The organism is Streptomyces sp. NPDC002130 (assembly GCF_040296465.1).
Taxonomy (GTDB): domain Bacteria; phylum Actinomycetota; class Actinomycetes; order Streptomycetales; family Streptomycetaceae; genus Streptomyces.
Genome location: NZ_JBEOXI010000023.1, coordinates 1 through 25,734, shown reverse-complemented (window position 1 = coordinate 25,734; position 25,734 = coordinate 1). Strand labels below are relative to the sequence as shown.

The following is a 25,734-nucleotide window of genomic DNA, read 5'->3' as shown; positions in this document are numbered from 1 at the left end:
TTGCAGGGCGGGGGCGCTTTGCGTTGCTAGCACAGCGCTCGTACTCCAGATATCGATCGGCCGCCTCTGGCATATGCTTAAGGCATGGGTGCATATTCGGACATAGTCGCACTACTCGACTCCTGGCTCCTCCACCTCGCCGCCGAGCGGAAAAGTGCGCAGACCCTGAAGACGTACGGCGACGGGGTTCGCGCCTTCCTGCGTTGGTGCGAGGCGGAGGACCGGCCCCCGGTCCTCGATCGGCCTACAGTCAATGCCTTCGTTTCTGCTCTGCTGGACCATGGAGCGCAAGCGTCCACCGCGCGGTCCAGGCAGTTGGCTCTGCGCCGCTTCAGTGCCTGGTTGGCCGACGAAGGCGAGGTCGACACCGACCCGCTCCTGACTCTCAGGCCGCCGAAGCTTGATCACAAGGTCGTCCAGGAGCTTGATGATGACCAGCTCCGAGCGTTGATCAAGGCGTGCAAGGGGAATGACCTTCGCGACCGGCGCGACGAGGCGATCGTCCGCTTGATGGCTGAGACCGGGGTGCGAGCGGGCGAGGTCGTGGGCATGAGCGTGGCTGACATCGACCTGAAGCGGTGCGAAGTGGTCGTGCGGCGAGGCAAGGGCGGCAGGGGGCGTACCGTTCCCATCGGTCCGCATGCCGCCCGAGCTGTCGACCGGTACGTCCGGGCCCGCAGGACGCATCGGCTCGCCCAGACACCTGCCCTGTGGCTCGGCGACCGGGGCAAGGGCTTCACCTACGACGGCCTGTACGTTGCGCTGCGGCACCGTGCCGAACGTGCTGGGATCCCGAACTTCCACCCTCATGTTCTCCGTCACACTGCAGCCGGGCGGTGGCTCGCCGCCGGCGGCTCAGAAGGTGGCCTGATGGCCATCGCTGGTTGGAGCCGCCGCGACATGATCGATAGGTACACACGGGCTACATCCGAGCGCCGGGCGGCAGAGGAAGCGCGGCGCCTCAGCTTGGGGGACTTGTGATGCCATCCATGACGTTTATGCCTCCGCTGGCCGATCTGCCCGATTACCCAGCAGGTCGGTCGTTTATGGCCGAGGAGGTCCTCAGGGTTCGCTGTACTGTGTGCTTCAGCCTGGCGGCGATTCTGCGCACGGACGGTCTGCTCGACTTTGTCGGTCATCCCTGCGGTCAGCGCCTCGACTTTGATGCGCTGCGCCCCCAGATCGAGAAGGCCGTTGAGACCTGGCGCGCTGAGGGCAAGGTCCAGAAGCTGAAGGCGACGCCACCGCACCCTGTACCATGAATAGCGCTTAGTCACCGCCGATCGTTTACGAGGCGCGCGCGGCGTCGATTCCACCGGGAGCACAGGCGGGCCCGGAAGATTCTTTCGAAGGTTTCTTCCGCATGCCCAGCGACAACCGCACTGTGATCGCGCGCATTGCCTCCCACGCCATGTGGGCTCACTGCAACGATCCCGCTGCTCACACTCTCCCGGCCCGTGAGGCCTTCCTCTACCGGTTCGAGGTCGAGGTAGACCCCGACGGTGCCCTCCCCCCAGCGGAGCGGGCCCGTCGCGCTGAACACGCGAGGAAGGCGTACTTCCTGCGGCTTGCTCTTAAGTCTGCAAATGCCCGCAAGGCTAAGGCGGCCGCCCGCCGGGGCGGTGCCACGGCATGAACAAGGGACAGGGCCCCGTCAGCCGGCGCCCCATCAGTGACGACATCACGGTAACCGAGATCAACGGCCAGCGCGTACTGGTCATCCAGCCGGTCATCTCCGACGACGCCCCGGGGCCGTTCAAGAACGCCCTCGCCATCCGCCGGGCCACGAACACCACCGGCGTCTGCCCGGATTGTGGCGCCCGGAGGGTACTGCCGAACCGAGCCGAACGTCGGGCTGCGGCAAAGGCGGGGCTTCTGCCCATGGCGAGGACCGTCCACGAGGGTGACTGCGGGGTTCTCTGCGACGGGGATAGGGGTGCGTTGTGAGCACGATTGTCGCTGCCCTCTTGGCGGTCGATGGCGTGGCTCGTCGCCCCTTCGTCAGGGTCGCTCCCGCGCTGGCCGCTGCGGGACTGCACGTGTTTCCGTTGCGGGCTAAGGGGGCACCGCTGGTGAAATGGGGCACCGCAGCCACCACCGACCCGGCGATCATCGAGGGCTGGGTCCAACAGTGGCCAAGTGCCCTGGTCGGCATCGCGTGCAAACCGTCGAAGCTGCTGGTGGTCGACCTCGACGTCAAGCATCCCCCGATCGATGGCCGCGCGGAGTGGGCCGCACTCACCTTGGCCTGCGGCGACCCCGAAGCCCGGTGGGCCGGCCTCACGGACCGCACCACCCTCATCAAGACCTCCAGCGGAGGGCTTCATCTGTGGTTCGCCAATCCGGACGACATCCCCGGACGGAACGCCATGCTGCCGGGAATCGACGTCAAGGCAGCGGAGGGGAGGTGGGGTGGGTACGTCATGGCGCCCGGCAATCCGGGCTACTCCGCATTGGGCCTGAAACCGCCCTTGGTCAGGCGCGACTGGCTGGCGCTCATCCTCACCCACGACGACAAGCCGCGTACGGGCTGGACGCCGGAGCCGCGCCCGGTACCCCCGAAACCCGTCGACCCCGGTGTCCGTGAGAGCCTCGCAGCAGCCTTGAAGGCCAGGGGGCTGTCATGAGAGACGACGAGTTCATGCAGCCCGGCCCAGTCGGCAAAGATGCCGCGGACCGTCTAATCGCCTACGTGGAGCAGGCCATCAAGGAGGAGACCGCCAACGCCGAAGGCGGCAACCAGGCCCTCAACGACGCCACGTTCGCCCTCGCCACCCTCGGCGCGGCCCTGCACGGACTGGCCCCCGGACTACTGTCGCAGGAGCGGATCCGTGCCCGCATGAACCGAGTCGTGGACGGTTGGACGGAGTTCAGGGGCGGAAGCGAGCAGAAGCAGCGCGACACCATCGAGAGCGGCCTGAAGGCAGGATGGGCCAAGCCACGCGACCTCGCAACGATCATCGCCACCGTGACTCAGGACGCAGACCCCGTGCAGCCGACTTCTATTGCGGTACAGCCACCACCTATCGCGACACCGTGCTCGTTGGAACAGTGCCACAAGGTCTTCCGTAAGTGGCTCGGCGAGGAGTACGACATGGACAGCCTCAACGCAGTGCTCGCTGCGGCGGCGGTGGAACGCCTCGATGGCGACCCGCTGTGGCTGCTGGTGCTGTCCGGTCCCGGGCATACGAAGACCGAGACCGTGGCGCCGCTGCAAGGGGCCGGGGCGCTGGTTGTGTCGGCGATCGTGTCCGAGGGCGCGTTGCTGTCCGCCACCGGTAAGAGGGACCGAGCCAAGGACGCGACCGGCGGGCTGCTGCGTCAGCTCGGGAGTCAGGGCACCCTCGTCATCAAGGACATGACGACAATCCTGTCGATGAACCGCGATGCGCGCGCGCAGGTCCTCGCCGCCCTCCGGGAGATCTACGACGGCCACTGGGTGCGCGATGTGGGTACCGATGGTGGGCGCCGGCTCACATGGCAGGGCCGGATCTGTGTCGTCGGTGCGGTCACGAGCGCATGGGACCGGGCGCATGCAGTGATCTCCACCATGGGCGATCGCTTCGTCATAGTCCGCACCGACTCGGCAGAGCACCGCAGGGCCATCGGTCGCCGCGCGATCGGCAACACCGGCAGCGAGGTGGAGATGCGCGCCGCGTTGTCCGACGCCGCCGGGGGAGTACTGGCCGGGATCAATGAGGATTCCGGTATCACCGTGACCGAGGACGAGTCGGAACGGCTCCTCGCCGCTGCCGACGTGGTGACGCTGGCCCGCACCTCCGTGGAGTGCGACTACCAGGGGCGCGTAATCGATGCCGACATGCCCGAGGCTCCGACCCGGTTCGCGAAACAGCTGACACAAGTCCTGCGGGGAGCCGTGGCCATTGGTATGAACCGGTCCGACGCGCTGCGGCTGGCGATCCGGTGTGCCAAGGACTCTGTGCCACCGCTGCGGCTAGCGATCCTGCTGGACATGGCCGAGCACCCGCACTCGTCGACGACAGACGTGCGTAAGCGGCTGAAGAAGCCTCATAACACCGTGGATCGCCAGATCCAAGCTCTGCAGATGCTAGGGCTGGTGTGGACCGAGGAAAGCGGCGAGTCCGTCGCCGGAAAGACCGTCTGGCGATATGGCGTCACTGAGAGCTATGATCCGAACGCTTTCAGTTAAATTCCTGTTTCCAGAAACGTCAGTAGGAGCACGCAAGGGCGCAGGGAGGAGAATCAATGAATCAAGGAAGGCGTTAACGCAGGTTCCGACAAACCTGGAAACGTAACCAACATCACCAGTACCGGCAAGGTGGTTACCTCTTTTCGGATCAAGGAAATCGAGGGGCACCCAAACGCTCGCTGAGTACGGCAGGCTGCCACCACCTGGTTGTAGAGGTGGCCCCTGGGTGTGGTGGTCCAGTGAGGGTGGGATGGGTACCCGCCTGTGGCCAGTCCCTTGTGCAGATACGCATGGTGTCAACGACCAGATGAGATCTTGACAATTGAATCAAATAATGTTCAAGATGCTCTAATCTTGAAATTTTCCTGTTCTTTCACCCTTACCTCATACGTCATGCCTCTTACCTCTTCGAGAAGTCGACGCTTGTCGATAGCGGTTGATGGGATCCGGTTCACGGTCTTCGGGCGGCCTGTATGACTGACTTCAGAGGCTCTTGTTATCGCCCCATCGTGCCGTGATCCCATCGCACCCAGAGCGGACCCCTCGTGCCTCCCGCCTCGCATGTGCCTCCGCCTCGGGTGAACTCCCGGCGGGGTAAGTGACTGTCCGGGACGGGGCCTGGGGCCTGTGCTGGTTGAAGGGGAACACAGCGGAGTGGTGGCGGGGCTCCAGGCCCGTCGATTGGACGGGGAGGCGGCGTGCGTCGACATATCGGATGACTCACTCAGGGCAGGGGCCGGTAACCATAGAGGTCCGGCTGATGGCGGGGGTGGTATCCCATGGTGGTAGGTACTGGTGTCGGTGATAGGGCCCCAGGCCATATGCAAGCCGCCCATGGCGTGCCGGGCAAAGGGCCATTTCTATTTAATGTCACCCCCGCTAAAGAATCCTTTGTGTCTCATTACCTAAAGGGGGTGGCGATAAATTAAAGTCGTCGGGTGTGGGGCGGGATATGAGGGTGGGTAGGGTCCCCTCGAACGGAGGGGGGAGGGTGGTGGCGTGATGAACATCTCGCGAATGACCCCCGCACCTGATCCGTTTCCCTCTCTAATGTAAAAATTACAGCTCATATGAGCGCATGGTGATCTGGTCCTCGACCAATGGCTTCCTCGGGTGCTGTTCCGGCCCTCGGGCGTCATTCGCTACGGCCTCGGCGGTAACCGTAGGGCGCCGCTATCGTGGAGCCAGGCTCCTACTGAGCGGGAGGGCACGCATGCGTGGGCTCGGGGATCACCTGACCATTGGTGAGCGGATCGCATTCCATCGGAGACGTCGCGGTTACACACAGCAGGTCTTGGCTGGCCTGGTGGGTCGCAGTACCGATTGGCTGGCGAAGGCGGAGTCGGGCCGGCGAAAGCCTCCCCGAATCGACATGCTTGCCGAACTGGCCCGTGTGCTTCGGGTGCCGCTTGGCGACCTGCTCGGGAAACCCGTTTTGATGGAGGATGAGCGCCAGCAAGACGACGTACCCGCTGTCCGGGACGCTCTGATGAGTCCCCGCCGCTTGTCTCGGTTGCTCTTCGGGGCAGAGGTTGAGAGCCAGCTCCCGAGCCCGAGCTCGGTCGCACCTCGCGTCGAAGAGGCTTGGGACGACTACCAGGCCGGTCGACTCGGCAAGGTGGTCGCCGCGCTTCCCGGACTTCTTCATACCGCCCATGGGCTCGAAGATCGTGCTGTTCGTTCCGCCGCAGAGCGCACCAACTCCTGGGCAGTCTCTGCGCGCGTCCATCACCTCGCAGCCACGACGCTTGCCAAGGTGGGGGAATCCGACATCTCGTGGCTCGCGGCGGAGAGAGCTATGCGGGCTGCCGACGAGTCGGAGGATCCACTGGTCCTCGCCTCCGCTGCGCGGTCGGGCACGCATGCCCTACTAGCCAACGGCCGGTACGACGATGCTCTGGAGTTGGCGATGACGGCGTCGAGGTGGCTGTCTGCTCGCATCAAGGAGAGCGATCCGGCCGCATTGAGCTTGCTGGGCATGATCTATCTCCGAGCGGCCATCGCCGGAGCCCGACACCAGGATCGTTCGACCGTCCAAGACCTCATGGACCGCGCCGAGGAGCTGGCCGACCGCCTTGGTTCAGACGAGAACTACTGGCACACCTGCTTCGGCCCGACGAACGTGATGCTCCACCGACTGTCGGCGGAACTGGATCTCGACAACGTGTCGTACCTGGTGGAGCACGGTGAGATCGATGTGGACCACATAGCGGCTGAGCGGAGCGTCTCTCACCGAATCGACTACGCCCGGGCGCTCTCCCTGACCGGGCGAGTGGACGACGCCTTCACACAACTGCGCATGGCCGAGTCCACATCGCCACAGCTCGTGCGGAACAATCCTCGTGTCCGTGACACGCTGCGCGACCTGATCAAGCAAGCTCCGGTTACGGGCGGAGCTCCCTCGTCGGAGCTGTTCGTGATGGCTCAACGGTGCAGGGCGGTGCAGTGAGCACAGGGAATGGCCGGATCTTGGGAGTCGTGGGTTCCAGCGCTGGGGGGATCGAGACCTTGCGCACCGGGCTCGTAGAGCCAGCCCTGGGACGAGGCTGGCGAGTGGCGGTAACACTCACGCCGACGGCGGGTCACTGGCTGCGTATGAGTGGGGAGCTCGACCGCCTGGAGAAGCTGACCGGCTTGCCCGTCCGGCACGAAGCGCGGTTGCCCGGTGAGGCAAGTCCGCACCCGAAGGTGGACTGCTACGTGGTGGCTCCGGCGAGCGCTAATACGGTCGCCAAGCTCGCGACCGGCCTCGCCGACAACCAAGCGCTGACGCAAGTCGGGGAAGCCATCGGCACACTCGAACTACCCGTCGTGGTGTTCCCCAGGGTCAACGCGGCCCATGTCCGACACCCCGCCTGGAAACGCCACATCGCAACGCTGCGAGAAGCCAACGTGCACTTGGTTTATGGACCGGATGTCTGGCCCCTCTACGAGCCTCGACAAGCCCCCGGCGGGCGTGAGCTGCCTTGGAGGGCAGTACTCGACACGGCCGAGCGCGTCATGGCCTGACGCGAAGAGCCCTCTGAGCTGCCAAAACGACGGACCCGGACAGTTTGTCAGGGCTGCTGCCTCCCGATACGTCGAAGCTGTCTGCCATGTTGCAGACGCGCCGACCGGAGAGAGGAGCGCCGACCATTCATGGCCAGCCACTCACCCACGTGCACCACGCTGCTGTGTGCACTTAAGGGCAGCAGGGCTGGCGGCGGGACGTCGACGCGACCACCCTGCTCGGTTGTCGGCGCACTGCAATGCTAAGCGCCGTCCTGCTCAAGACATCTGAGCGAGGCGGCACCTCCGCCTGACTCCGGCGGATGCACGGGGTTGTCCAGCGTGTCCAGTACCCAGGGAGGATCAGTCATGCCCCAAGCGAGGCGAGCGAAGAAGGATCACTTGATCTACGCGGACGTCGTGGACTCCAAGTCGAAGGCGGGCGTGTGGATGGGGGAGCGTGCCTCCTTCCAAGAGAAGCAGGGCCGCATCATCGAGGCGCTCAAGGAGCGGACCGACTGGGTCGAGCTGAAGGACGCGATCATGGTCATCGGCACCGACCCGGCCGGCATCACGGTCATCGCACCGAACCCGACGCTGCCCGGCATGATCGTCCTCACCGACGGCGGCTCGCCGGCCACCTCCGCGAAGCTCCAGGCCGCCGCCGAGGAGAAGGTTCGCGAGGTCATGGGCGAGCTCGGGATCGCCGAAGAGGAAACGGCGGCCTGACCACCATGGCCGTCCCCCGGATGCTGTGGGGGAAGTACTTCCAGTACGAGCGGGATGGGGAAGCGGTTCTCCTCGATCCGGTCACGCTGGGCAGTGTGTTCATCGACTCCGGCGAGGTTCACGACCTCGCCGGGGTCCCCCCGACCACGACCCACGAAGCCCTCGCAGGGCTCGGCTTCACTCCCGAAGGCCCCGTGGCCGACCGGCGCGAAGCACTCCATGACCGACTTCGACTCCTGGGCCTCGACCCCACCCCCTGCCGCATCAGCGGCCTACGCGTGGTCCTCACCGACCGCTGCAATATGGCCTGCACCTACTGCTTCGTCGACACGAACACCGGTAAGCCGGACATGACGAAGGAGGAGCTCTCGGAAGGGCTGGAGTTCCTGTTCGAGCAGAACGCCGGACAGGACGAGGTGTCCATCCAGTGGTTCGGCGGCGAGCCGACCATCCGCTTCGACCTCATGCGGTACGGCGATCAGCTCGCCGACACCCTCGCTGAGCGCTATGACGTGGCCAGGGTGCGGCGCACAGTTGTCACCAATGGCGCCCGTCTCACGGATGAGGCTCTCGACCATTTCGTCGCGTACGAGTACGGCGTCGGTATCTCCATCGATGGCCCTCCGGGCATCAACTCCGCGCACCGCCTTCTGCTCGGCGGTCAGCCCGCGGACGACCGGATTCGCCGCAACGTCGCCCGGTTCATCGAGGCGGAGGGGCTGCACGTGGGCTGCAACCTCACGCCGACGGCCGCGAACATCGGACGCCTTGCCGAGACCGTTCGGTGGATCATCGACGACCTCGGGCTGAAGTTCATCTACGTCAATACGCCCATTCCGACCGCGGGCCGCTGGCAGGTCAACGGCGCTGATCTGGCCCGCGAGCTGTACGGGGCCCGGCTGACCGCCCTGACACGGGGCGGAATGCTGTTCTCCGTCCTGGACCGCGCCTTCCAGGCCCTCGACACCCGACGGCCGATGCTGTTCGACCACATGCAAGGCGACCGCAGTCTGAACGCCGCCCTGCTGCCCGGCCACCGGGTCAGTCTGTGCGACATCAACTTCACCGAGCCGTCCTTCCTGCGCACCCTTGATGAGGTGCGAGCCGATCCGGGGAGCCTGGCCGGCGTGGCCAAGAAGGTCGCTCCCGTCCCCGAGTGCGGGAACTGCCCGGCTCTCGCCATCTGTGGCGGGCCATCCCGCAACGAACAGGCGCTCATCGGAGGCAGCACACCGGACCCCGAGATGTGCGCGTTCTACACGAGCACCGTGGAGATCGCCGTGTGGGACAACACGGGGGTGCAATGAACACACAAGTCCGAACGGCGCTGATCTCCACAGCCGGGCACTGCAAGGTGGCGTGCGGGTTCTGCTTCCGGGCCGACCGTGCCCACGGCTTCCTCGACACCGCAACCTACGCCCGCGCGCTGTCACGGCTGAAGGAAACGGGCGTGGAGGGGGTGTGCCTGAGCGGCGGCGAACCGACGCACCACCCGCGGCTGCGGCAGTTCGTACGACTGGCCCACCAGTTCGGAATGTCGGTGTCGATGGTGACCTCAGCCCGCACCGCGGCCGAGGTCACCGCTCTCTCCGAGATTGCCCATCTGCTGGCCAACGTGACTGTCTCCGCGGACTCCCAGGGCGCGATGCTGCTGGGCCGCACGACCCGCACAGCGGCCTCGGGTATCGACACGCTGAGCACCATCAGCACCGGCATGAAGATCCTGCACGTTACCTGCTGGGGCTTGAGCGACGGTGAGTGCCAGGATCTGGCCGACCTCGTGTCCGAGGCGGACGTGGAGATTCAGTTCAGCCCTGTCGTCCTCGATGAGCGAGCTCTGCGCCGCGAGGGCAAATCGGTCCAGGACTATCTGGTGCAGCAGCACCTCGACGCCGACCGGCTGGGCCGCCATTTCAACCTGTCCGGCCGGTACCGGGCCTACCTCAAGGAGCTGCGGGACCTGCAGCTACCGCCAGCTGGGGGTGAGCGGTGGTCGTGCCGCTCGGCGACCGCGTACGTGTCCGCCGACGGTTACATACGACGCTGCCCCTACGGCCAGGCGTCAGTGAGTGTCAACGCACCCCGTGCCGCAATCAGATATTTCCTGACTGCTCCGGCGCAGGACCGGGTGACCCCGGACTGTGCTGCCATCTGCCGCCTCTCCGCCGAGTCCGACGAACGCAGTGCGCCGTGTGCCGCGCAGGCGTGAGACCGGCCCGGCGCACACGACTCCATGGACTGCCCTATGACGATCACGACACCCGACGACTTCACCCGTCGGTGGCGGCAGCCGCCAAATTTCCCGCTGGACATTCCCTTCGACTACACGTTCCTGCCCGCCGTCGACATCTTGGACCACATCCGCAAGGACAAGGAGGTCCGGTTCACGATCCTCGGGGACGACGACTGGCAGGTACGTATGGACCGCACCGCTGCCTTCCGTACCGCCCCGCTCGAAGAGGTCGTCACCTGGCCGTTCCGACTGGTGCACTTCAACCTCAGCCGCTTCTACGACGACCTGCTGAGCGGCTTTCAAGACGAGGTCATGATCCCCTGGCGCACCCACCTGTCCGCCCGGGGCTTCACCTGGCAGCGCCTGGCACCCATCCTGTTTCTGTCCACCGCGGGCGGGTCCTCGACCTACCACAATGACAACTCGCACGGGCTGGCCTGGCAGGTCCACGGCTCCAAAACGTTCCACAGCTACCTCGACCCCGACAAATATCTGCCGGCCGACGCTGCGGTCATCGGAGAAACCACTGGCGAGGAGCCGCCCGAGCACGACGTTGCCGACCGCCACTCCGTCACCATGCGGCCCGGAGACCTGCTGTGGAGTCACGCCCTGACACCTCACTGGGTCACCACCGAGTCGGCGCTCGCCATGAGCGTCACCCTCTCCCACGGCGGCCTGAGTCACCAGGGCCTCTTCTCCGAGCGTGAGCTGGCACTGCGGGCCTACTGGGACAAGAACCCCGGCGAGGCGTGGATGCACGACCTGCGCAACGTCCGCTACTGAGACCGCGTCCCACGACACGAGGCGACTCGCCCCATGTCGTGGGACGCACTCACGATTGGCTACGGGGTGAGCCGGTTCGGCCCGCGGAAGAGGAACGTGGCCTCACGGATAGAGTCCAGGCCGAGCATCACCATCAGCACCCGCCCGAGCCCCATGCCAAGCCCGCCGTGCGGCGGGCACCCATGCCGGAACGCGTTCAGGTAGTCCTGCATGGGCTCAGGGCTCATGCCCTTCTCGGCGGCCTGCTTCAGCAGCACGTCGTACCGGTGTTCACGCTGCGCGCCGGTGGTGACCTCCAATCCCTTCCACAGCAGGTCGAAGCTCAAGGTCACGCTCGCGTCGTCGGCTGGCCGCATGTGATAGAAGGGCCGGATGCCGACCGGGTAGTGCGTGATGAACACGAACTCGTGTCCGGTGGTCTCCTTGATGTGGGCCGAGATGCTGCGCTCACCCTCCGGGTCCAAGTCCTCCTTGATCCCTGCCGGGTCCCAGCCACCCTCACGTAGGATTTCGTGCGTCTCGGCCATGGTGACGCGGGGGAAGGGCGTCGTGGGGACGGTGACCTCGACGCCGAAGTGTTCGGCGATCGCCTCGCCATGTGCGCCGGCGACCTTGGCGATCGCGTGGGCGAGCATCTGCTCCTCGAACGCCATCACGTCCTCGACGCCGTCGATCCAGGCCAGCTCCACATCGACGCCCGTGAACTCGGTGGCATGCCGGGAGGTGAACGACGGCTCGGCGCGGAAAACCGGCCCGATCTCGAAGACCTTGTCGATCCCGGCCGCGATCGCCATCTGCTTGAAGAACTGCGGCGATTGCGCCAGATACGCGCTGCGGCCGAAGTAGCCGAGCTCGAAGACCTCCGCGCCGGACTCCGAGGCGGTGCCCATGAGCTTGGGGGTGTGCATCTCGGTGGCGCCCCGCGCGTAGGCGTACTCGCGCATACCCTGTTCAAGGGTGGTCTGCACGGCGAACATCAGCTGGGCGGCTGGACGGCGGCGCACGTCCAGGAAGCGCCAGTCCATCCGCTGCTCCAAGCCGGTGTGCTCGTCGATCGGTAGCGGTGTGGCGGCCAGGTTGAGGACCTCGACCGCTTCGGGGACGATCTCCAGGCCGCCAAGCTTGACCTGGGCGGCGTCCACGACGCGGCCGGTGATGCGGATCGCTGACTCGGGTGTGAGTGCTTCGAGCTGGGCTTCCAGCGGCCCGTCGTCGCGTGTGTGGGTCACCTGCACCGTGCCGGTGTGGTCCCGCACGAGGACGAACTGCATCTTGCGCTGCAGGCGGAGCGTGTTCACCCACCCGCAGATGGTGACGGTACTGCCGACGTGTTCTCGCAGGTCGGAGACGTGTACGCGGCTGTGGATCATTTCGGTCCTCCGAAGGACGTCGTCATGATCCCTTGGGAGTGCGGGCGAGAAGGGCAACTCGCGGTACCACCGCACTTTCGCCGCCACAAGGTGGCGACCTCATTCAGGCCCGGTGACGGGGGCTGGCCGGCGGGGCATTGGACCATTAGAGCGGCCGTTCCTCCCCGCGCTCAGGAGGGTCTTCACCTCGGGGCGCGAGACCGCCTTCCCAGCTACCGGCGGCTCTCTCTACTCGCGTGATCCGTGGCTACTCGTCTCCGTCAACGCGTTGCCCAGCAGGATACGGAGCGTGTGGCGGCAGTTGCAATCAAGAACCGCCTCGTGGAGGGGAAACCTGCCGTGAATGTGCCCCATCCGCCGCGCGGCGCTCGGTCTGGAGCCGATTCCGGCGAAGGTCGAGGGAGCGCGCTTGAAGGAGGCAGGGTTGGTTGGTCGAGGCCGTGTCCCGGCGGGCTCACCGTCGACGGCCGGGCCAGACGGGGGCCTTGGCGCCAGGACGGGACGCACGGAGATCTCACACCCCGCGGAATCTCGCTGGCCCTATACGCCCGCGCCACTGGCGCACCAACATGATCAAGGGCAGCTGTCAACGGCTTGCCGTTCACCCCCGCAGCTGTTGCGGTTCCGGGGACCTATCTGCCAGGTCTCGATCTGTGGCCTTGATCACCGCGTCGAACAGCCAGAGCAGCCGATACGACCGAGCTACCCCAAGCAGAAGCGCTCCCTCCACCATCCAGTGAACGCCGCCGGGATCGGTCTCCGTGGTGTCCAGCGCTGTGGCCAATAGGCAGACACCCGCGATCAAGAGCGTTGCCGAAAGAATACTGACCCAGTTTCGCCGGAACTGGGACGCCAGAGGTCCGGCTGTGCGTAGGGTCCGCATGCGCCTTCCAGTAGCCGCTGCGTACTGGGAGATTGCCGCGGTGACGAAGCTGCCGACCAATGCGACGACGGTGGCTCCCGTTGTGTAGATCTCCAAGCGCTGCTCGCGCCCCGGTTTCCCGAAGAGGTCACTGCTCCCTGACCACTTCACCCAGGCGAGGTGCACCCCGAGAACCACGACGACAATCAGCCAGTCAGCGCTCGGTCGTGCGCGCCACTTGTTGAGCAGTCGCCGTGGTCCGACCCCAGTGCCAAGCATGGTGAGTCCCCCTGCGGCCAGTAGAAATACTTCCCCCTGTCGCAGTCCAGCCTAGATGTCAGCACCGACAGCGGCTCTGAGGGTCCGCTCGTGCTCGCGAGCTACACGCGCCAACTCGGTCAGGGCAACGTGGAGGTCGATTGAGTGCCCATCGGTGGACTCGAGGGGCACCCTGCACTTCGCGGTGATGCGTTCCGCTACAAAGTCAATCTTCTCGTCTGTCGCTTGCTGGTTCCACTCTTCGATGTGCGCCTCGGCCCGTGCGACGTCGACCGCGTCGGTGTTGTCGAGCCAGTCGCCGATGTCCGAGGCAAGCGCGGAGGTTGAGTCCAGCAGCTGCCGGTGTCCGCGTGAGCGGCGCCTCACGGAGTACCACTTGGGCTTTTTGGGCACTTCCAGTGTCAGTGTGATCGTCATGTCCGGATACTCCTCATGTATCCGGCTGATCGCGGATCCGATGTCAGAGCTGCTACGTAGCGCCGACGGGCTGTCGTGTGCCTCGGGCTGCACGCGGATGGTCAGCTTCTCCACTGCGGTTGCGCGGGCGAGCTTGTCGCGAGATCGGGCATCAACCACTGGACGGAGCCGGATCTCCTCACTGGTGAGGTGCATGCCGTTGAACCATCTCTGGATCGCCTGCACACGCGGCGCCGAGATACCGCCGCCCATCGTGGCCACGACGTTTCCGAACGAGAGAAAGTACACCGTTGTGACGTCGACTAACCCCTGGTTGGCGGCGAGCTGCAGGTAGCTGAACGAGCCGTCGTCGTAGTTGATCTGCTGAGGCACGTCTTTGCGGACCTTCGCCAGGAGCAGGTGAGGATCCGGCTGATTGGGGTCGACAGCTCCGATCAGGGTTTCGCCAGCTGACTCCACCGTGCGTTGCGGGATTGGCAGATCGCGCAGCCTTTGCATCCTCGCGCCCCAGTCGCTGTGTTCCATCCGGGAGTTCGGTTCCTTCGCATTCGCGATCTCGTAGAAGTGAACCGTTCTGTCCCGGTTTCGTGCAGCCATCGGTGCTCCCCCGTCACGATGTTTGGTCACCAGAATAGCGAGTGCGCAGCGGGTCGCTCAGTGTGTCTCCTCCCAGCGGGTCTGCCAGCTCCTAGGAAGCGGCAGACCCATCCCGGCCTCTACTCGATCTCGAACTCGGCGTTGAGCTTTAGGGTGTTGGCGTTCTCGGTGAGGATGCGCACCTTGTCCTCCGAGAATCCTTCTGGGTTTCTGGCCTGGATCTCGACGGTGATGTCCACCTCGGCCCCGATGGCGTCGAGGTGCTGGAGGATCTCGAAGAAGTACTTCGTCGCGTTCTTGCTGTACTGCTCGGAGGTCAGCTGCGCGTTGGCCCAGAAACGGGTTGGGATTTGCGGGATGACAGGTTGCTGTGAGCTGCCAGGCGCCGGCGGCGTCGTTCCTGTCGCCGTCGCGGTCGTGGCAGCCGCGGGAGTACTACTCGACGTGGCGGTGGCAGCCTCGCGCTTCTGAGAGGCTGCCTCTTCGTCTGCCTGTTGTTGCCTGATCGCCTGATCCGCACGCACAAGGATGGTGCTGTCCGTGATCTGTCCGAACTTCGCGTTACCGCCGGGCAACGTCAGCCCCTGGTAGCGTCCGCGTTCCTCGTCGAATCCAGAAGCGAGTGCGAAGCCCTCCGTCTCCCAGGTCACCATGGACAAGACATCTTCAATGCCCTGGTCGAGGATGAGGCGATTCACCAGGCGGTTCATGTACGGGTAGGTCGTGTGCAGCTCCCAGAGCTGCCCCACCGAGATGTGTCCTCGCTCCCAGATACGCGACAGCGGTCCAACAAGCTTTTGGTAGAGCAAGGCGGGAGCCTGCTGGACATACAGAAGCCCCTCCCGCCTGAGGCGGTCAGCCGTGCGCACGGCTGCGTCACCAGCGCGCCCTCCGTCCACCTTCAGGTGCTCCCAGACGATAGGGCCACCTGAACTCTGTTCGGGAATCAGCGCCCATCGGTAGGCGTCGCCGATCCGCAGCTCAATCTTCTCGTTTGCCTGGTCGCGCCGAGTCTGTGCCTGACGCCGCTGACTCTCGGTGAGATCAAGCTCCAGCTGGATGTCGAGCACCTTCTTCCAGCCGAGGTACTCGCGGGCCGCCTCCATGAGGTCGCCCATGTCCTTCTTGTCCGGTGCCAGGAACACGAGTGTGTTCTGGTGACTTCGATTCCTTGTGCCGTGGGTGGACAGTGTCTCTGCAGCGAACTCCAGAGCTGGGGTGTCTGGGACGTCCTTGCCGCCGCGGTGCACGTACTTCGGATGCAGCAGTACCAACCGTGCCTGCTCGAGATCGGGAACGTCCTTTGTGTGCTGCGGTGCGATGTGGACGGCACCAAAGTCCCCGCGCCGGTGCTGGATCGGGCTCAGCCGTCGGACGATCTCCGCCCACACATCCTCGTCCCGGCCAATGAGCCGCTCCGCCTCGTCCTTGGCCCTTCGGGTGATGTTCGCATGCGTATCGAACCAGTAGCGGTCAGCGTCGCCGTACAGATATGTGGACCGGTCGGCGAGCGTGTTCAGGGCGGTACGGAAGTTCCCCATGGCGTCGCCCGGAATAGCCATACCGAGCCTGATGTGCGCCTCGGACAACCCCTTCTTGGCGGCCTTGATAGTGGGAGCAGACCCCATGAAGACGGTGCGTGCGACGCGGCGGCTCATCGCCCGCTGGCCGAGCACCGTCTTCTCATTGTCTACCGCTACCGGGGTCGAGTCGGGGCCGTCGACGTCAGCATCGATGATCGGCTTCCAGCGGTCCTCCAGGTAGTGGGTGAGTTCGCTAGCCACGCGTTGGTCGTCGAGCGGGATATCGCCCGGCATGATCATGGGGCTTTTGTTCTGGTCCCGCCACAGCGCGTGGATGACTGCACTCATCAGCCTCAGCACGCCGCGAGTGCGCTGGAAACGGTCAAGCGTCGACCAGTCCTCGTAGAGGCGGCTGAAGAGCTCCGGGTGGATCGGATATGTCGACTTGATTCGCCGCTCGTAGTCGGTCCTGTCCACACCTGCCGGGAAATCCCGCTTGTACGTGGCGTAGAACTGGGTGAAGAGCCGGGCGGCTTTGTTTATCTCCGCCTGGACTGCACCGGTCGGGGTCTCGAAGAGGCGGCGTCGCACGATCTCGAAGGACTCATCCGAGCTCGCTGGCCGCCAGGCATCAGCCTTGCGGTGAATGACCTTCTGTAGCCGGTCCAGCGCCACCTGGCCGGCTTCGCCGCCGATCTCGTCAGCGTCCGCCCTGTCGTTCTGCCCATCCTCTGAAGCCGGGATGGACAACACCAGTTGAGCACCGCTCACCGCCTCGACCGCCTCGGTCAGGGACTGGGCGAAGGAGAAATGCGTCTCGAACGTACCGGCTGGAAGCTCGTCGTTGTTGACCAGCTGGCGCGCGTAGACCACCCACTCGTCAATGAGGATGAGGCACGGGGCATACGCGGCGAGCAGGTCCTGCAGCAACTCCGAGCCTGGGCTAGTGCGCGTCCGGTCTGCCTCGGCGATGACGTCGTAAGCCTGCCGACCACCTAGCTGCCAGGCCAACTCTCCCCACAGAGTGTTGACTACAGTGCCGTCTGCCTTCACGTCGGGCTGGCCAGGCGCCAGAGCCGTCCCCACAAGCACAGCCCGGCGCACGTCCTCCTTGGGCAGCCCCGAGGGGGAGGCCGCAATGAGCTCCTGCATCTCTTGAGGAAGCCGTTGCGGCTGGAGTCCCTGAGAGTAAAGGTGGTAGAGGGCGAGCATGGAGTGAGTCTTGCCACCCCCGAAGTTGGTCTGAAGGTTCACCGTCGGCGAGGCGTTGTTGTCCCCGCAGACCCGCCTCAGCGATTTGCTCAGCAGTTCGCGCAATCCCTCGGTGAGATAGGTCCTCTGGAAGAATTCCTCGGGCTCTGTGTACTCCGGTGCGCCTTCACCCTTCGCCACCTGCGCGAGATTGGCCGCGAACTCAGAGGCGTTGAAGTCGCCGCGCGCCACGTCCTGGTGCGGCACGAGGACGTCACGCCAAGGCTTGAGGCCGTCAGCGGCAACACTCGGCATCGCGGCCGCGCGCTTGGTCTGCCGCTTAGTCTCAGCCTCGATCATCGTCCGCTGGAGGTCGAGTCGGGACTTGCGGATCTGCTCGACCAGCTCAGCGGTGGCACCCACCGCGACCAACAGCCGTTCTGCGGTGTCCAAGGCACGCACAGTGTCGTCAGCGCTGAACGGCTCGTTGTGTGCCCACCGGTTGCGGACGTCATTGACCTCGCTGGCGTACCCGCGGGTGGCACCAGGCAGCGAGTGACGGAAGTACGAACCCCAGTAGCGCTGGATCATGTTCAGCAGGAACTGCGGGTCGCGCTTCGAGGTCAGGCTGCGCCCTTTCTCCCGCTCCTCGGCGACTGCATCATCGAACCACGTCGTTCCCTGCCGTCTGGTCATCTCCCGTTCTACGAGCGGGAGCAGACCATCGGGGAGCAGCTGGATGACGCGGCCGATGCGGTCGAGGTTACTCATTGCCATGGTGTCCGCAGTCCTGTCTTCTAACGCTTCCGTGTCCGCTGCGCTGTTGGCGCCGTGCGCTTTCTCATTGTTCTGCATGCCCGGCTCGCTTCTGTGTGATCGGCTTCGGCGGTCAAAACAATGCATCTTCCTCTGCTGTCAAGCCGCGCTTGTCCGCTACCCGAGCCGCGGTCTGCAGGTCCGGCCAGGTACTCACAAGGTTGTTGAACCACCGCTGGCTCTCCGTCCAGCCTCGGCCTTCACAAACGTTGTGCAACAGGTAGGCCAGGCCCTTGACTGCGTCTTCGTCGATTTCAGGGCGCGTCCGGGCGCGAGCTAGGAATTCCCCGGCCGCGTCAATGCCGGTGCCTGGGCCCTTGCCCTCAATGAGACGGGACAGGTGCATGGCTACTTCCCAGACGGCAAGGCGGTCGTCGGTGGCTGGATCGTAGTTAACTGGAAGGTCGGCGGGCGCAATGAGCTTCGTCTTACCGGCGGCAGACTTCACTACTCCTGCATACACGAGACCTGGGATCGAGGTGTTGTAGCGGTTCGCTAGTTTGTCGGCCTCTCCGGAGTCGGCAATCTCCCACTGATGTTCCTCAAACCACCTGATACACCAACGAGTATCGGAGTCGAAGTCCTCTTCATACTCTGAAAGCAACTCATCCAATGCCTTCGTAATAAGAGAGAGCGCGGTCCGTACACGCATCGGTGAACCGTCGGATTCAGTGACCCGGGTGTACCTGGAGAAGATTTCCATCCCAGGACCGATGGCTGCCTGACCCAGGTCGCTTGCGGGAATCGAACTCTGCTGCAGCGGCTTGATCCGCCCAGGAAGTTCGCGACGTAGGGCTTGCAGGAAGCCTCGGCGATCCAGGGTCCCTGCATCTTCTCGACGAGGACGGCATACCATTGCAATGTACGAAGCAAGGGAGTTGGCTCCCTGTCCGATCTGGCGAGTGCTGTTCGTTGCATGGAGAGGCCACGTCCCGACCACGCTTACACCAGCAGCGAGCATGGCCTCGAGTAGGGCATCCCAAGCCGAAGACGTCAATTCCCCATCCTTGGTTTCCTCCTGCCGGTGAGCGTAGATGACGATCACCGGCAAGTCCGGACGGGATGCTCGCTTGAGCGAGGCAAACGTCTCCGTGAAGCCATCGATGAAGTACTGGCGAGCCTTTTCGGGGCCGCCTTGGCGGTATGGGTTCGCTACCAGCTCATCCGTTTTGGGCGTTGCCATCGTGCCGAACAGATCGGGATGGATATTCTTTGCTGCACGTCGGAGCCACACGTAGAAGTAATCACTCAGGTCGGCATAGGGGATTTGAGCAAAATAAGGAGGATCGGTCGCAATGAGCGCACTCCCCGGCTCGACAAGTGATCCGGCTTTACGGGCGTCAGCTTGAACTGCTACACCGCGAGTGGCAGGTCGGGGTAGGGGGGTAAGCCCATTGGAAATACTCGCAACCTGCGCTTTCCAGCTTCCAACCGATCCTCCGAGCGGGTTGGTCTCGGCGAAGTCCCAGGTCATGGCAATGGCCTGCCTACCAAACCCCGGCTCTGCCTTTGATGCACCGTTGCGGGAGTCTAGACGCCAGCGGGTTTGGGAGGAGTTGGACTGTGCAAGTTTACTGACGCAGATGGCAAGGACTGAGGAAATCGCCACTGCCTGATCATCGCTTCCGCCGTCATTTCTCACCCAGTCGGGAACCTTGGCCACTGCGTCAGCAAAGGCGCCTAGTACATGGAGCTGACGGGCAGTGTAAATGTCTGCTTGTCGTCGCAACCCGTACAGTGTCGTACTGAACTGCTTCGAGTTGTTCGCGAACTCCAACTCTGGAATCTCGCCAGGAGGTTCGATGCTCTCCGAGAGACTTCCTTCCGACTCCGGAAGGAAATGCCGACCGAAAGCATTGTCTACTGCAATCGCCAGGAGTTGCGTTCCCATGAGGCCCGAGGTGCCCGCGTGCCGGATGTATGCTTCATTAACTTCACGCTCACAGGCCGGACAAGTGAATTTCCCGCGCACGCCAGATCGCTTTGTGGCACTCGGTACCCTCGCACTCAGGCCTGTACCGATATTGAAGCGTACCTTTCCGTTTTCTACGACACGATTAAGCCAAGCTTCGCGTCCTTTCTGCTTACTCAGCCACGGTGAGCTATAAAGAGGAATGGCTACGCCGCAGGTTGGGTTCGGGCAGGGAGCAGTCCTCGCCCAGATCCACGCGACTACTTCACCGTCTTTTGCTTTCTCGTACAGGTCGCCGACCCGGACTTTGACCTCGCTCTCGACGCGTTTCGCATAGTGCTCGACATCAGCAAGAAGTCCAGCTAGGGGGTCGATTGTCATGCCTTTGAATGTTCCGTCATCACCGGATACCGAAGGCTTACCGAGCACGGCGGGCACAAGTTGTGTTTCGACGCGAGTTACCAGCACCGGCACAGGGTTTAGGTCGCTTGCCACCGTGGGGAAGCCGAGTCGCTGCGCCTCGACCAGGGTGGATCCGCCACCGCAAAACGGATCAAGGACAGTCGGAAGTTCATCCCCCTGCTCTGCCAGTATCGCCTTCGCGCGCTTCAGCGCCTCCAGCGACGGGGCCGTTCCGTTATCAGGGACCAGAGCTTCGATGATCTCGAGCAGCTCTGTCCGCTTCTCCTCGTCACCGGGATCGTCCACAACAGCCGCGAACAACAACGCCCGCCACGCCGGGGTGGGCATCGGCGCGAACCACTTATGGATGTTCTTAATGGTGCCGACCTTGCGGTCCTTGTCCGCCTTGCTGGCCCTGCTGATGGCCTCCGTCGGCAATGCCACCTCAATGAGCTTCCGCTTCCTCGGCATCGACTCGTTGTCCGTTTCGGCGCTCAAAGTGGAGCCCCTCCCTTGTTCCAGGCATCCGGCCACGACAGCAGGAGCCCCTCGGCCTTCAGATCTCCGAACTCGGTGTCGGCGAAGGCATTGCTTAGGTACCGCACCTCATCATGTTCCGGCCCCCCTGGGTGCACAGATACGAGAGCGAGGCGGTGGTGATCGCCGCGGTTCTTTGCGACCAAGATCTCGTTTCTGCTGATGTAGAACTGATCCGCTCCGGTGCGGCGGCCCTTGACCTCGATGTGGACGAATCGGCCTTCCGGCGTCAGGGAACGGATGTCGTATCCCGGGTTGTTGTGGGCCATCTCCTCAGGTATGCGCCCTAGATCCCGCTCTGCTCGCAGTACGGCGGCGATGGCTCTGCGGTCGGTCTCGTACCCATCTACCGCGTGCAGCGGGGCAAGGGCGGAACCATCGTCTTCCGCCCCAACCGCTCTGGCCAGCCAGCCAATCGGAACGATCAACGCATGGCCAGCTACCACCGGAGGTTTGGGCTGCAAGGATGCATCCTTCTCCAGTTCAGCCAGACGCTGTTCGCGGCGGATTTCAAGTTCCTCAGCCCACGACCGCGCTCGCTCTGGCCGATGTCGGATCCGTTTGCCCTCCGCCAAGTCCTGCTCCAGCTTGCCGGCCTGGGCGTACCAGTAGCTGATCTCCTGCTTCAGGCGCTGCTCGACCTGAGTGCGGGTACGGTCGATGACCGGGAGGAGGCGTTCACGAGCCGAATTGAGGTGCTCCGGCACGGCCTTCTGGATCGCCCAGTCGAGCGCTCGTCCGCTTCCGCCGTCACGCAGCCACTCCTCATCGAGCAGGACCTTTATGGCCTTAGTCTCCAGGGCCGTTGGGGGCCGGTAGTCGAGATAGGGGGCCGGGCCCGCGTTGCGAGCCACACCGTCGGGCAGCAGCTCGGTGAACGCGAAGGTCCGGTCAACAGCCCGCCGGTGGCCATCCAGGATGTCCTGCTCCAAGGCGACTAGGAGCTGTGGCTGGTCGCCTGAGTCGGCGGCGTCAACCAGGATGGCGCCCTTGCTCAGCAGGTGTCCGTGTCGCCGCACCGTCTCATTCAATACGGCATCGAAGAGGGGATGCCCCGGCGCGATGAGATCGGCTCGAGGCTTACCCGGAACGGTGATGCGTTCCCGCTCGAAGCACACGCGCTCGTACTTGCGCTGCACCATACCGCCCAGCCCATCACCGAGGCGACCCACCTCACGCAGGACAACAGGCACGTGTGTTATCTCGGAACGGTCGGATTCCCGGGGCTTAAGCTGACCGCCCAGGCGGGCGAAGGCATCACGGAAGAACGCTTGCACATAGTGAGGGTGTAGCCGGCGAGCCTGTGCCTCTTCCATGCGCAACCGCACCCTGTGAACGTCCTCGATCCCCATAACCTGGGTGTCAAGGGCAAGGCCCTTGATGAGCTCGACGGCGCGCTCACCGACTCGCGCGTCTATGACCTCGTCGAGCTGTGCTTTCACGTCCGGCTGATCGCCATAACGGATTGCCTTGACCAGTAGTTCACGCAGCGGTTCACCCTCGAAGATCTCGCCCAGGACATTGTAGACCTTGCCCTGATACGCCTTGCTTTGCTGCTCGATCTTGTCAAGCAGCCGTTGGAAGACCTGGCCTTCGCGGGTGTTGTCGGCGACCAGGTTCCAGAGGTGGCACACCTCGGTCTGCCCGATGCGATGGATACGGCCGAAGCGCTGCTCGATCCTGTTCGGGTTCCACGGCAGATCGTAGTTGACCATGAGGTGGGCACGCTGAAGGTTCAGGCCTTCGCCGGCCGCGTCGGTGGCGACGAGCACCAGAACGTCGGGGTCCTGGTTGAAAGCGTCCCGAACGTTGCGCCGCTGTTGACGTGGCGTGCCACCGTGAATGCTCACAACCGTCTCGGGGCGCCCTATGAGCGCGCGGATGCGGTGAGCCAGATACTCGAGGGTGTCACGGTGCTCGGTGAAGACGATCAGTTTTCGAGGGCGTCCCTCGGCGTCTCTCATGTGCTCGTTGTCTTGCAGCAGCGTGGAGAGTTCCAGCCACTTACGGTCCTCACCAAGCGCCAGGACACGGCTAGCCAAGCGTTCCAGCTCCCGCAGGCTGTCGATCTCCTGCTTCAACTCGGCGATGGTCAGTGCGGCGGAAGCTGAGTCAACGACCTCCTCCTCCAGCGTCTCCAGCTCGTCGCCAGACAGGTCGTCCAGCTCGCTGTCGAGCGACTCCATTCCTGCCAGCGTCACAGATGCGGCCAGCTGCGGAGTGGTGGAAGTGAGCTCGGCGCGCTGCTTCGCGGTGAGCATTTCCTCGCGTCGTGCTTCGAGCCGTCGTCGACGGCGTTCCAGAGATCTTGCGATGGCCTCGGGACTCGATGCGAGGCGGCGCTGCAGCACAGTGAGGGCGAAACCGACCTGGTTGCCTCGACGGCCGTCGAGCCGCTCGGCACGGTTCATCTCGTCACGTACGTACTCGGTGACCCGCTCGTACAGTTCCTGCTCGGCGGGCGAAAGCTCGTACGGGACCGTGTAGGCACGACGCTCCGGGAAGAGCTTCCTCCCATCAAAGGTGAGAAGGTCCTCCTTGACCATGCGCCGCATCAGGCCCGACGCGTCGTGCTGGTGGACTCCGTTTCGGTACTTCCCGGCGAAGCGGTCCCCGTCGAGCAATGCCATGAACAGCTGGAAGTCCTCCTCCTTGCCTGCATGGGGAGTGGCGGTCATCAGGAGGAAATGCCGCGCGACCCGGCCGAGCAGGCGACCGAGCTCGTACCGCTTCGTCGTCTTGAGCTCGGTCCCGAAGTAGCTGGCACTCATGCGGTGCGCCTCATCGACGACCACCAGATCCCACGCCGATTCGGCTAGACGCTCCTGGATCTCCTCGGATCGCGCCAACGCGTCCATACGCGCGATGAGCCGAGGGTGCTTGTCGAAGACGCTGCCGTCGATGGTGGAGTCGATGAGCTGCCTGGTGAGCAACGTGAAGTCGAGCCCGAACTTCTCCAGAAGCTCGTCCTGCCACTGCTCAACGAGACCTCCAGGAGCGACGACCAAGCAGCGCTCCAGGTCCCCACGGAGAGCCAACTCCTTGATGTAGAGACCGGCCATGATCGTCTTTCCGGCCCCTGGATCGTCGGCAAGCAGGAACCGCAGGGGAGTGCGGGGGAGTAGCTCGTTGTAGACCGCCTGGATCTGGTGTGGCAGTGGGTCGAGCACGCTGGTCGAAACAGCCAACATGGCGTCGCCCCGCGCGGCCATGCGGATACGCAAAGCTTCTGCCGCGAGTCTGAACAGCTCGGGGTCGGCGTCGAATCCCTCATGGGAGGAAGCGGACGTTCCTGGAGCGAGGTTGCTCTCGTGGTCCCTGTAGAGGATCGTCTCTTCCACCGTGCCGTCGGGACGGCGGTACGTCACCTGTGCAGCAGCTGTTCCGAACATCTGCAACGCGACTATTGCGACGTCTACGCCGGGGGTGATGCCCGCGACCAGGCGGCCAGGGGTTAGATCTTCGAGCCGGAGGGGGCTTTGTCCAGACAATCCTTAGCCTCCTGCCGACTGCACCCCGTGGTAACGCGTATAGCGGAGTCCAATGATGCCTCAGCTGGAAGCTTGTGCGTCCCGAGACGGAGATGTCTCCTCAGTACTCGGCTGACTGGGCGCCACTACGTTCGCCGGGAGACGCGTAGAAGGCCGCCGTCAGGAGTCCGCCTTCCGAGGCACAGCCGACTGGCGTCGAGGAAGACAGCCATCAGCCAAGACCACCTGTGTAGGTCGCAGGGGGCGGCGTGGTGTCGCAAGCAGGAACGCGGGATGAGGATGCTCAATCCAGGATATTTCCAGACTCGCGCTTCCAAACGACCTGCGCGTATGCACGCCAAGCGCAGCGCTCAGCCGTCCATACTGCGCGACTACCTCGACTGAGCGAGGTCGCACGACACCGAAGGCCCGGTTCCCCTGAGGGGACCGGGCCTTCGCAGTGCTGCCTCGCCGCGGGTGCGGAGTCAGGCGGGGTGGATCACTCTGGGTGTCTCATCGACACCATGGAGTGAGGAGCACGAATGCGTCGTCGTCTGGCACGAGCTCTGTTCCTGCCGCTGACCCTGGCAGTCGCGGTACCGGCCCTGACAATGGGCTCCAGTGCCCCTGTGGCCGCCGACAGTGTGGTCATAGGTGGATTTCCCGTCGAGATATCCCAGAGTCCGTGGACGGTGGCCCTGTCCAGTCGTGACCGGTTCGGGGGTACGCGAGCGGGCCACTTCTGCGGCGGCGTGGCGGTGGGCCGCACGACCGTCCTTACCGCAGCCCACTGCCTGGACGAGAACTTCCTGGATGGGCCCCCGGAGCGCGTACGGGACCTCAAGGTCATAGCCGGACGCACAGACCTGCTTGAGGGCCGCAGCGGCCAGGAGGTCGGTGTGCGCCGCGCATGGGTAAACCCGGCCTACGACGGGGACAGCAACGAGGGGGACTTCGCCGTGCTCACTCTCGCCGAGCCCCTCCAAGGCGACTCGGTGATCACCATGGCGGCCGGCGGTGATCCTGCGTACACGCCAGGTGGGACCGCGACGGTCTACGGATGGGGTGACACCTCGGGCGCCGGCGACTACCCGGACAGTCTCCGGGGGGCACGTGTGCGTGTGCTCCCCGACACGCTGTGTGAGGAGGCGTATCCGGGCGGTTCCGAAGGGACCTACGATGCCACGAGCATGCTGTGCGCAGGGGAGACGAAGGGGGGCCGGGACGCCTGCCAGGGCGACAGCGGAGGGCCGCTGGTGGCCAAGGGGCGGTTGATCGGACTCGTGTCCTGGGGGACCGGCTGCGGTCAGGCCGGCAGCCCCGGGGTGTACATGCGTGTGTCCGAGATCATGCGGACGCTCGGCTGGACGCGATCGACTTCCGCAGGCGTCTGAAGCGTCCGGCGGAGCCGGTGCCGGGTCGGCGGACGAGGACGGGCGGTTGCCTCTGGTGAC

18 protein-coding genes are annotated in these 25,734 nt (G+C 64.4%); 12 read left to right on the top strand and 6 right to left on the bottom strand.

What is annotated here, in order from left to right; all coding sequences use genetic code 11:
• Positions 1–84 precede the first annotated feature (84 nt).
• From ABT116_RS06805 to ABT116_RS06755, 11 genes are all read left to right on the top strand, one after another.
• Positions 85–981: a tyrosine-type recombinase/integrase gene (locus ABT116_RS06805; RefSeq protein ID WP_351628844.1), complete on the top strand. Its 897-nt coding sequence runs from the start codon at positions 85–87 to the stop codon at positions 979–981.
• Between the two features lie 8 nt (positions 982–989).
• Positions 990–1,262, top strand: a complete 273-nt coding sequence (locus ABT116_RS06800) for a hypothetical protein (protein WP_351628843.1) — start codon at positions 990–992, stop codon at positions 1,260–1,262.
• Between the two features lie 370 nt (positions 1,263–1,632).
• Positions 1,633–1,947 (top strand): hypothetical protein, encoded by a 315-nt coding sequence (locus ABT116_RS06795; RefSeq protein ID WP_351628840.1) that lies wholly within the window; start codon positions 1,633–1,635, stop codon positions 1,945–1,947.
• Positions 1,944–2,627, top strand: a complete 684-nt coding sequence (locus ABT116_RS06790; RefSeq protein WP_351628837.1) for a bifunctional DNA primase/polymerase — start codon at positions 1,944–1,946, stop codon at positions 2,625–2,627. Before ABT116_RS06795 ends, ABT116_RS06790 begins: the two co-directional genes overlap by 4 nt.
• The gene (locus tag ABT116_RS06785) at positions 2,624–4,171 is read left to right on the top strand and encodes a hypothetical protein (RefSeq protein ID WP_351628834.1); all 1,548 of its coding nucleotides are present in this window, start codon (positions 2,624–2,626) and stop codon (positions 4,169–4,171) included. Before ABT116_RS06790 ends, ABT116_RS06785 begins: the two co-directional genes overlap by 4 nt.
• Before the next feature lie 1,213 nt (positions 4,172–5,384).
• Entirely contained in the window at positions 5,385–6,620 is a 1,236-nt protein-coding gene (locus tag ABT116_RS06780; protein ID WP_351628831.1) for a helix-turn-helix domain-containing protein, read from the top strand.
• Entirely contained in the window at positions 6,602–7,180 is a 579-nt protein-coding gene (locus ABT116_RS06775; protein WP_351628828.1) for a flavoprotein, read from the top strand. The genes ABT116_RS06780 and ABT116_RS06775 overlap by 19 nt, the downstream gene beginning before the upstream one ends.
• A 348-nt stretch (positions 7,181–7,528) precedes the next feature.
• Positions 7,529–7,888, top strand: coding sequence for a hypothetical protein (locus ABT116_RS06770; protein ID WP_351628826.1), 360 nt, complete (start codon positions 7,529–7,531; stop codon positions 7,886–7,888).
• A gap of 5 nt (positions 7,889–7,893) precedes the next feature.
• Positions 7,894–9,195: a radical SAM protein gene (locus tag ABT116_RS06765; RefSeq protein WP_351628819.1), complete on the top strand. Its 1,302-nt coding sequence runs from the start codon at positions 7,894–7,896 to the stop codon at positions 9,193–9,195.
• Positions 9,192–10,097: a radical SAM protein gene (locus tag ABT116_RS06760; RefSeq protein ID WP_351628816.1), complete on the top strand. Its 906-nt coding sequence runs from the start codon at positions 9,192–9,194 to the stop codon at positions 10,095–10,097. Before ABT116_RS06765 ends, ABT116_RS06760 begins: the two co-directional genes overlap by 4 nt.
• A 36-nt stretch (positions 10,098–10,133) precedes the next feature.
• Positions 10,134–10,904 carry a hypothetical protein gene (locus tag ABT116_RS06755; RefSeq protein ID WP_351628813.1) on the top strand — a complete coding sequence of 257 codons (771 nt, stop codon included), beginning with the start codon at positions 10,134–10,136 and terminating at the stop codon, positions 10,902–10,904.
• A gap of 59 nt (positions 10,905–10,963) precedes the next feature.
• Here the strand turns inward: ABT116_RS06755 and aspS are convergent, their stop codons facing one another.
• The 6 genes from aspS to ABT116_RS06725 all read right to left on the bottom strand — a co-directional run bounded on the left by aspS (position 10,964) and on the right by ABT116_RS06725 (position 24,301).
• The gene (gene aspS / locus ABT116_RS06750) at positions 10,964–12,274 is read right to left on the bottom strand and encodes an aspartate--tRNA(Asn) ligase (RefSeq protein ID WP_351628811.1); all 1,311 of its coding nucleotides are present in this window, start codon (positions 12,272–12,274) and stop codon (positions 10,964–10,966) included.
• Between the two features lie 601 nt (positions 12,275–12,875).
• Positions 12,876–13,415 (bottom strand): hypothetical protein, encoded by a 540-nt coding sequence (locus ABT116_RS06745; RefSeq protein ID WP_351628808.1) that lies wholly within the window; start codon positions 13,413–13,415, stop codon positions 12,876–12,878.
• A 51-nt stretch (positions 13,416–13,466) separates the two neighbouring features.
• Positions 13,467–14,429 (bottom strand): hypothetical protein, encoded by a 963-nt coding sequence (locus ABT116_RS06740; protein WP_351628806.1) that lies wholly within the window; start codon positions 14,427–14,429, stop codon positions 13,467–13,469.
• A gap of 119 nt (positions 14,430–14,548) precedes the next feature.
• Positions 14,549–17,998 carry a DUF499 family protein gene (locus tag ABT116_RS06735; protein ID WP_351628803.1) on the bottom strand — a complete coding sequence of 1,150 codons (3,450 nt, stop codon included), beginning with the start codon at positions 17,996–17,998 and terminating at the stop codon, positions 14,549–14,551.
• 34 nt (positions 17,999–18,032) lie between these two features.
• Complete coding sequence (locus ABT116_RS06730) at positions 18,033–20,771, bottom strand: DUF1156 domain-containing protein (protein WP_351628800.1); 2,739 nt, start codon at positions 20,769–20,771, stop codon at positions 18,033–18,035.
• The gene (locus tag ABT116_RS06725; RefSeq protein WP_502983827.1) at positions 20,768–24,301 is read right to left on the bottom strand and encodes a helicase-related protein; all 3,534 of its coding nucleotides are present in this window, start codon (positions 24,299–24,301) and stop codon (positions 20,768–20,770) included. The genes ABT116_RS06730 and ABT116_RS06725 overlap by 4 nt, the downstream gene beginning before the upstream one ends.
• Before the next feature lie 521 nt (positions 24,302–24,822).
• On the opposite strand from ABT116_RS06725, the gene ABT116_RS06720 reads away from it, so the two are divergent.
• Positions 24,823–25,674 (top strand): S1 family serine peptidase, encoded by an 852-nt coding sequence (locus ABT116_RS06720; RefSeq protein WP_351628797.1) that lies wholly within the window; start codon positions 24,823–24,825, stop codon positions 25,672–25,674.
• Positions 25,675–25,734 lie beyond the last annotated feature (60 nt).

What these genes read in the sequence shown, in the direction of transcription:
- ABT116_RS06805 (WP_351628844.1), top strand. Translation starts at nt 85, where the DNA reads ATGGGTGCATATTCGGACATAGTCGCACTACTCGACTCCTGGCTCCTC.
- ABT116_RS06800 (WP_351628843.1), top strand. Translation starts at nt 990, where the DNA reads ATGACGTTTATGCCTCCGCTGGCCGATCTGCCCGATTACCCAGCAGGT.
- ABT116_RS06795 (WP_351628840.1), top strand. Translation starts at nt 1,633, where the DNA reads ATGAACAAGGGACAGGGCCCCGTCAGCCGGCGCCCCATCAGTGACGAC.
- ABT116_RS06785 (WP_351628834.1), top strand. Translation starts at nt 2,624, where the DNA reads ATGAGAGACGACGAGTTCATGCAGCCCGGCCCAGTCGGCAAAGATGCC.
- ABT116_RS06780 (WP_351628831.1), top strand. Translation starts at nt 5,385, where the DNA reads ATGCGTGGGCTCGGGGATCACCTGACCATTGGTGAGCGGATCGCATTC.
- ABT116_RS06770 (WP_351628826.1), top strand. Translation starts at nt 7,529, where the DNA reads ATGCCCCAAGCGAGGCGAGCGAAGAAGGATCACTTGATCTACGCGGAC.
- ABT116_RS06765 (WP_351628819.1), top strand. Translation starts at nt 7,894, where the DNA reads ATGGCCGTCCCCCGGATGCTGTGGGGGAAGTACTTCCAGTACGAGCGG.
- ABT116_RS06760 (WP_351628816.1), top strand. Translation starts at nt 9,192, where the DNA reads ATGAACACACAAGTCCGAACGGCGCTGATCTCCACAGCCGGGCACTGC.
- ABT116_RS06755 (WP_351628813.1), top strand. Translation starts at nt 10,134, where the DNA reads ATGACGATCACGACACCCGACGACTTCACCCGTCGGTGGCGGCAGCCG.
- aspS (WP_351628811.1), bottom strand. Translation starts at nt 12,274, where the DNA reads ATGATCCACAGCCGCGTACACGTCTCCGACCTGCGAGAACACGTCGGC.
- ABT116_RS06745 (WP_351628808.1), bottom strand. Translation starts at nt 13,415, where the DNA reads ATGCTTGGCACTGGGGTCGGACCACGGCGACTGCTCAACAAGTGGCGC.
- ABT116_RS06740 (WP_351628806.1), bottom strand. Translation starts at nt 14,429, where the DNA reads ATGGCTGCACGAAACCGGGACAGAACGGTTCACTTCTACGAGATCGCG.
- ABT116_RS06735 (WP_351628803.1), bottom strand. Translation starts at nt 17,998, where the DNA reads ATGCAGAACAATGAGAAAGCGCACGGCGCCAACAGCGCAGCGGACACG.
- ABT116_RS06720 (WP_351628797.1), top strand. Translation starts at nt 24,823, where the DNA reads ATGCGTCGTCGTCTGGCACGAGCTCTGTTCCTGCCGCTGACCCTGGCA.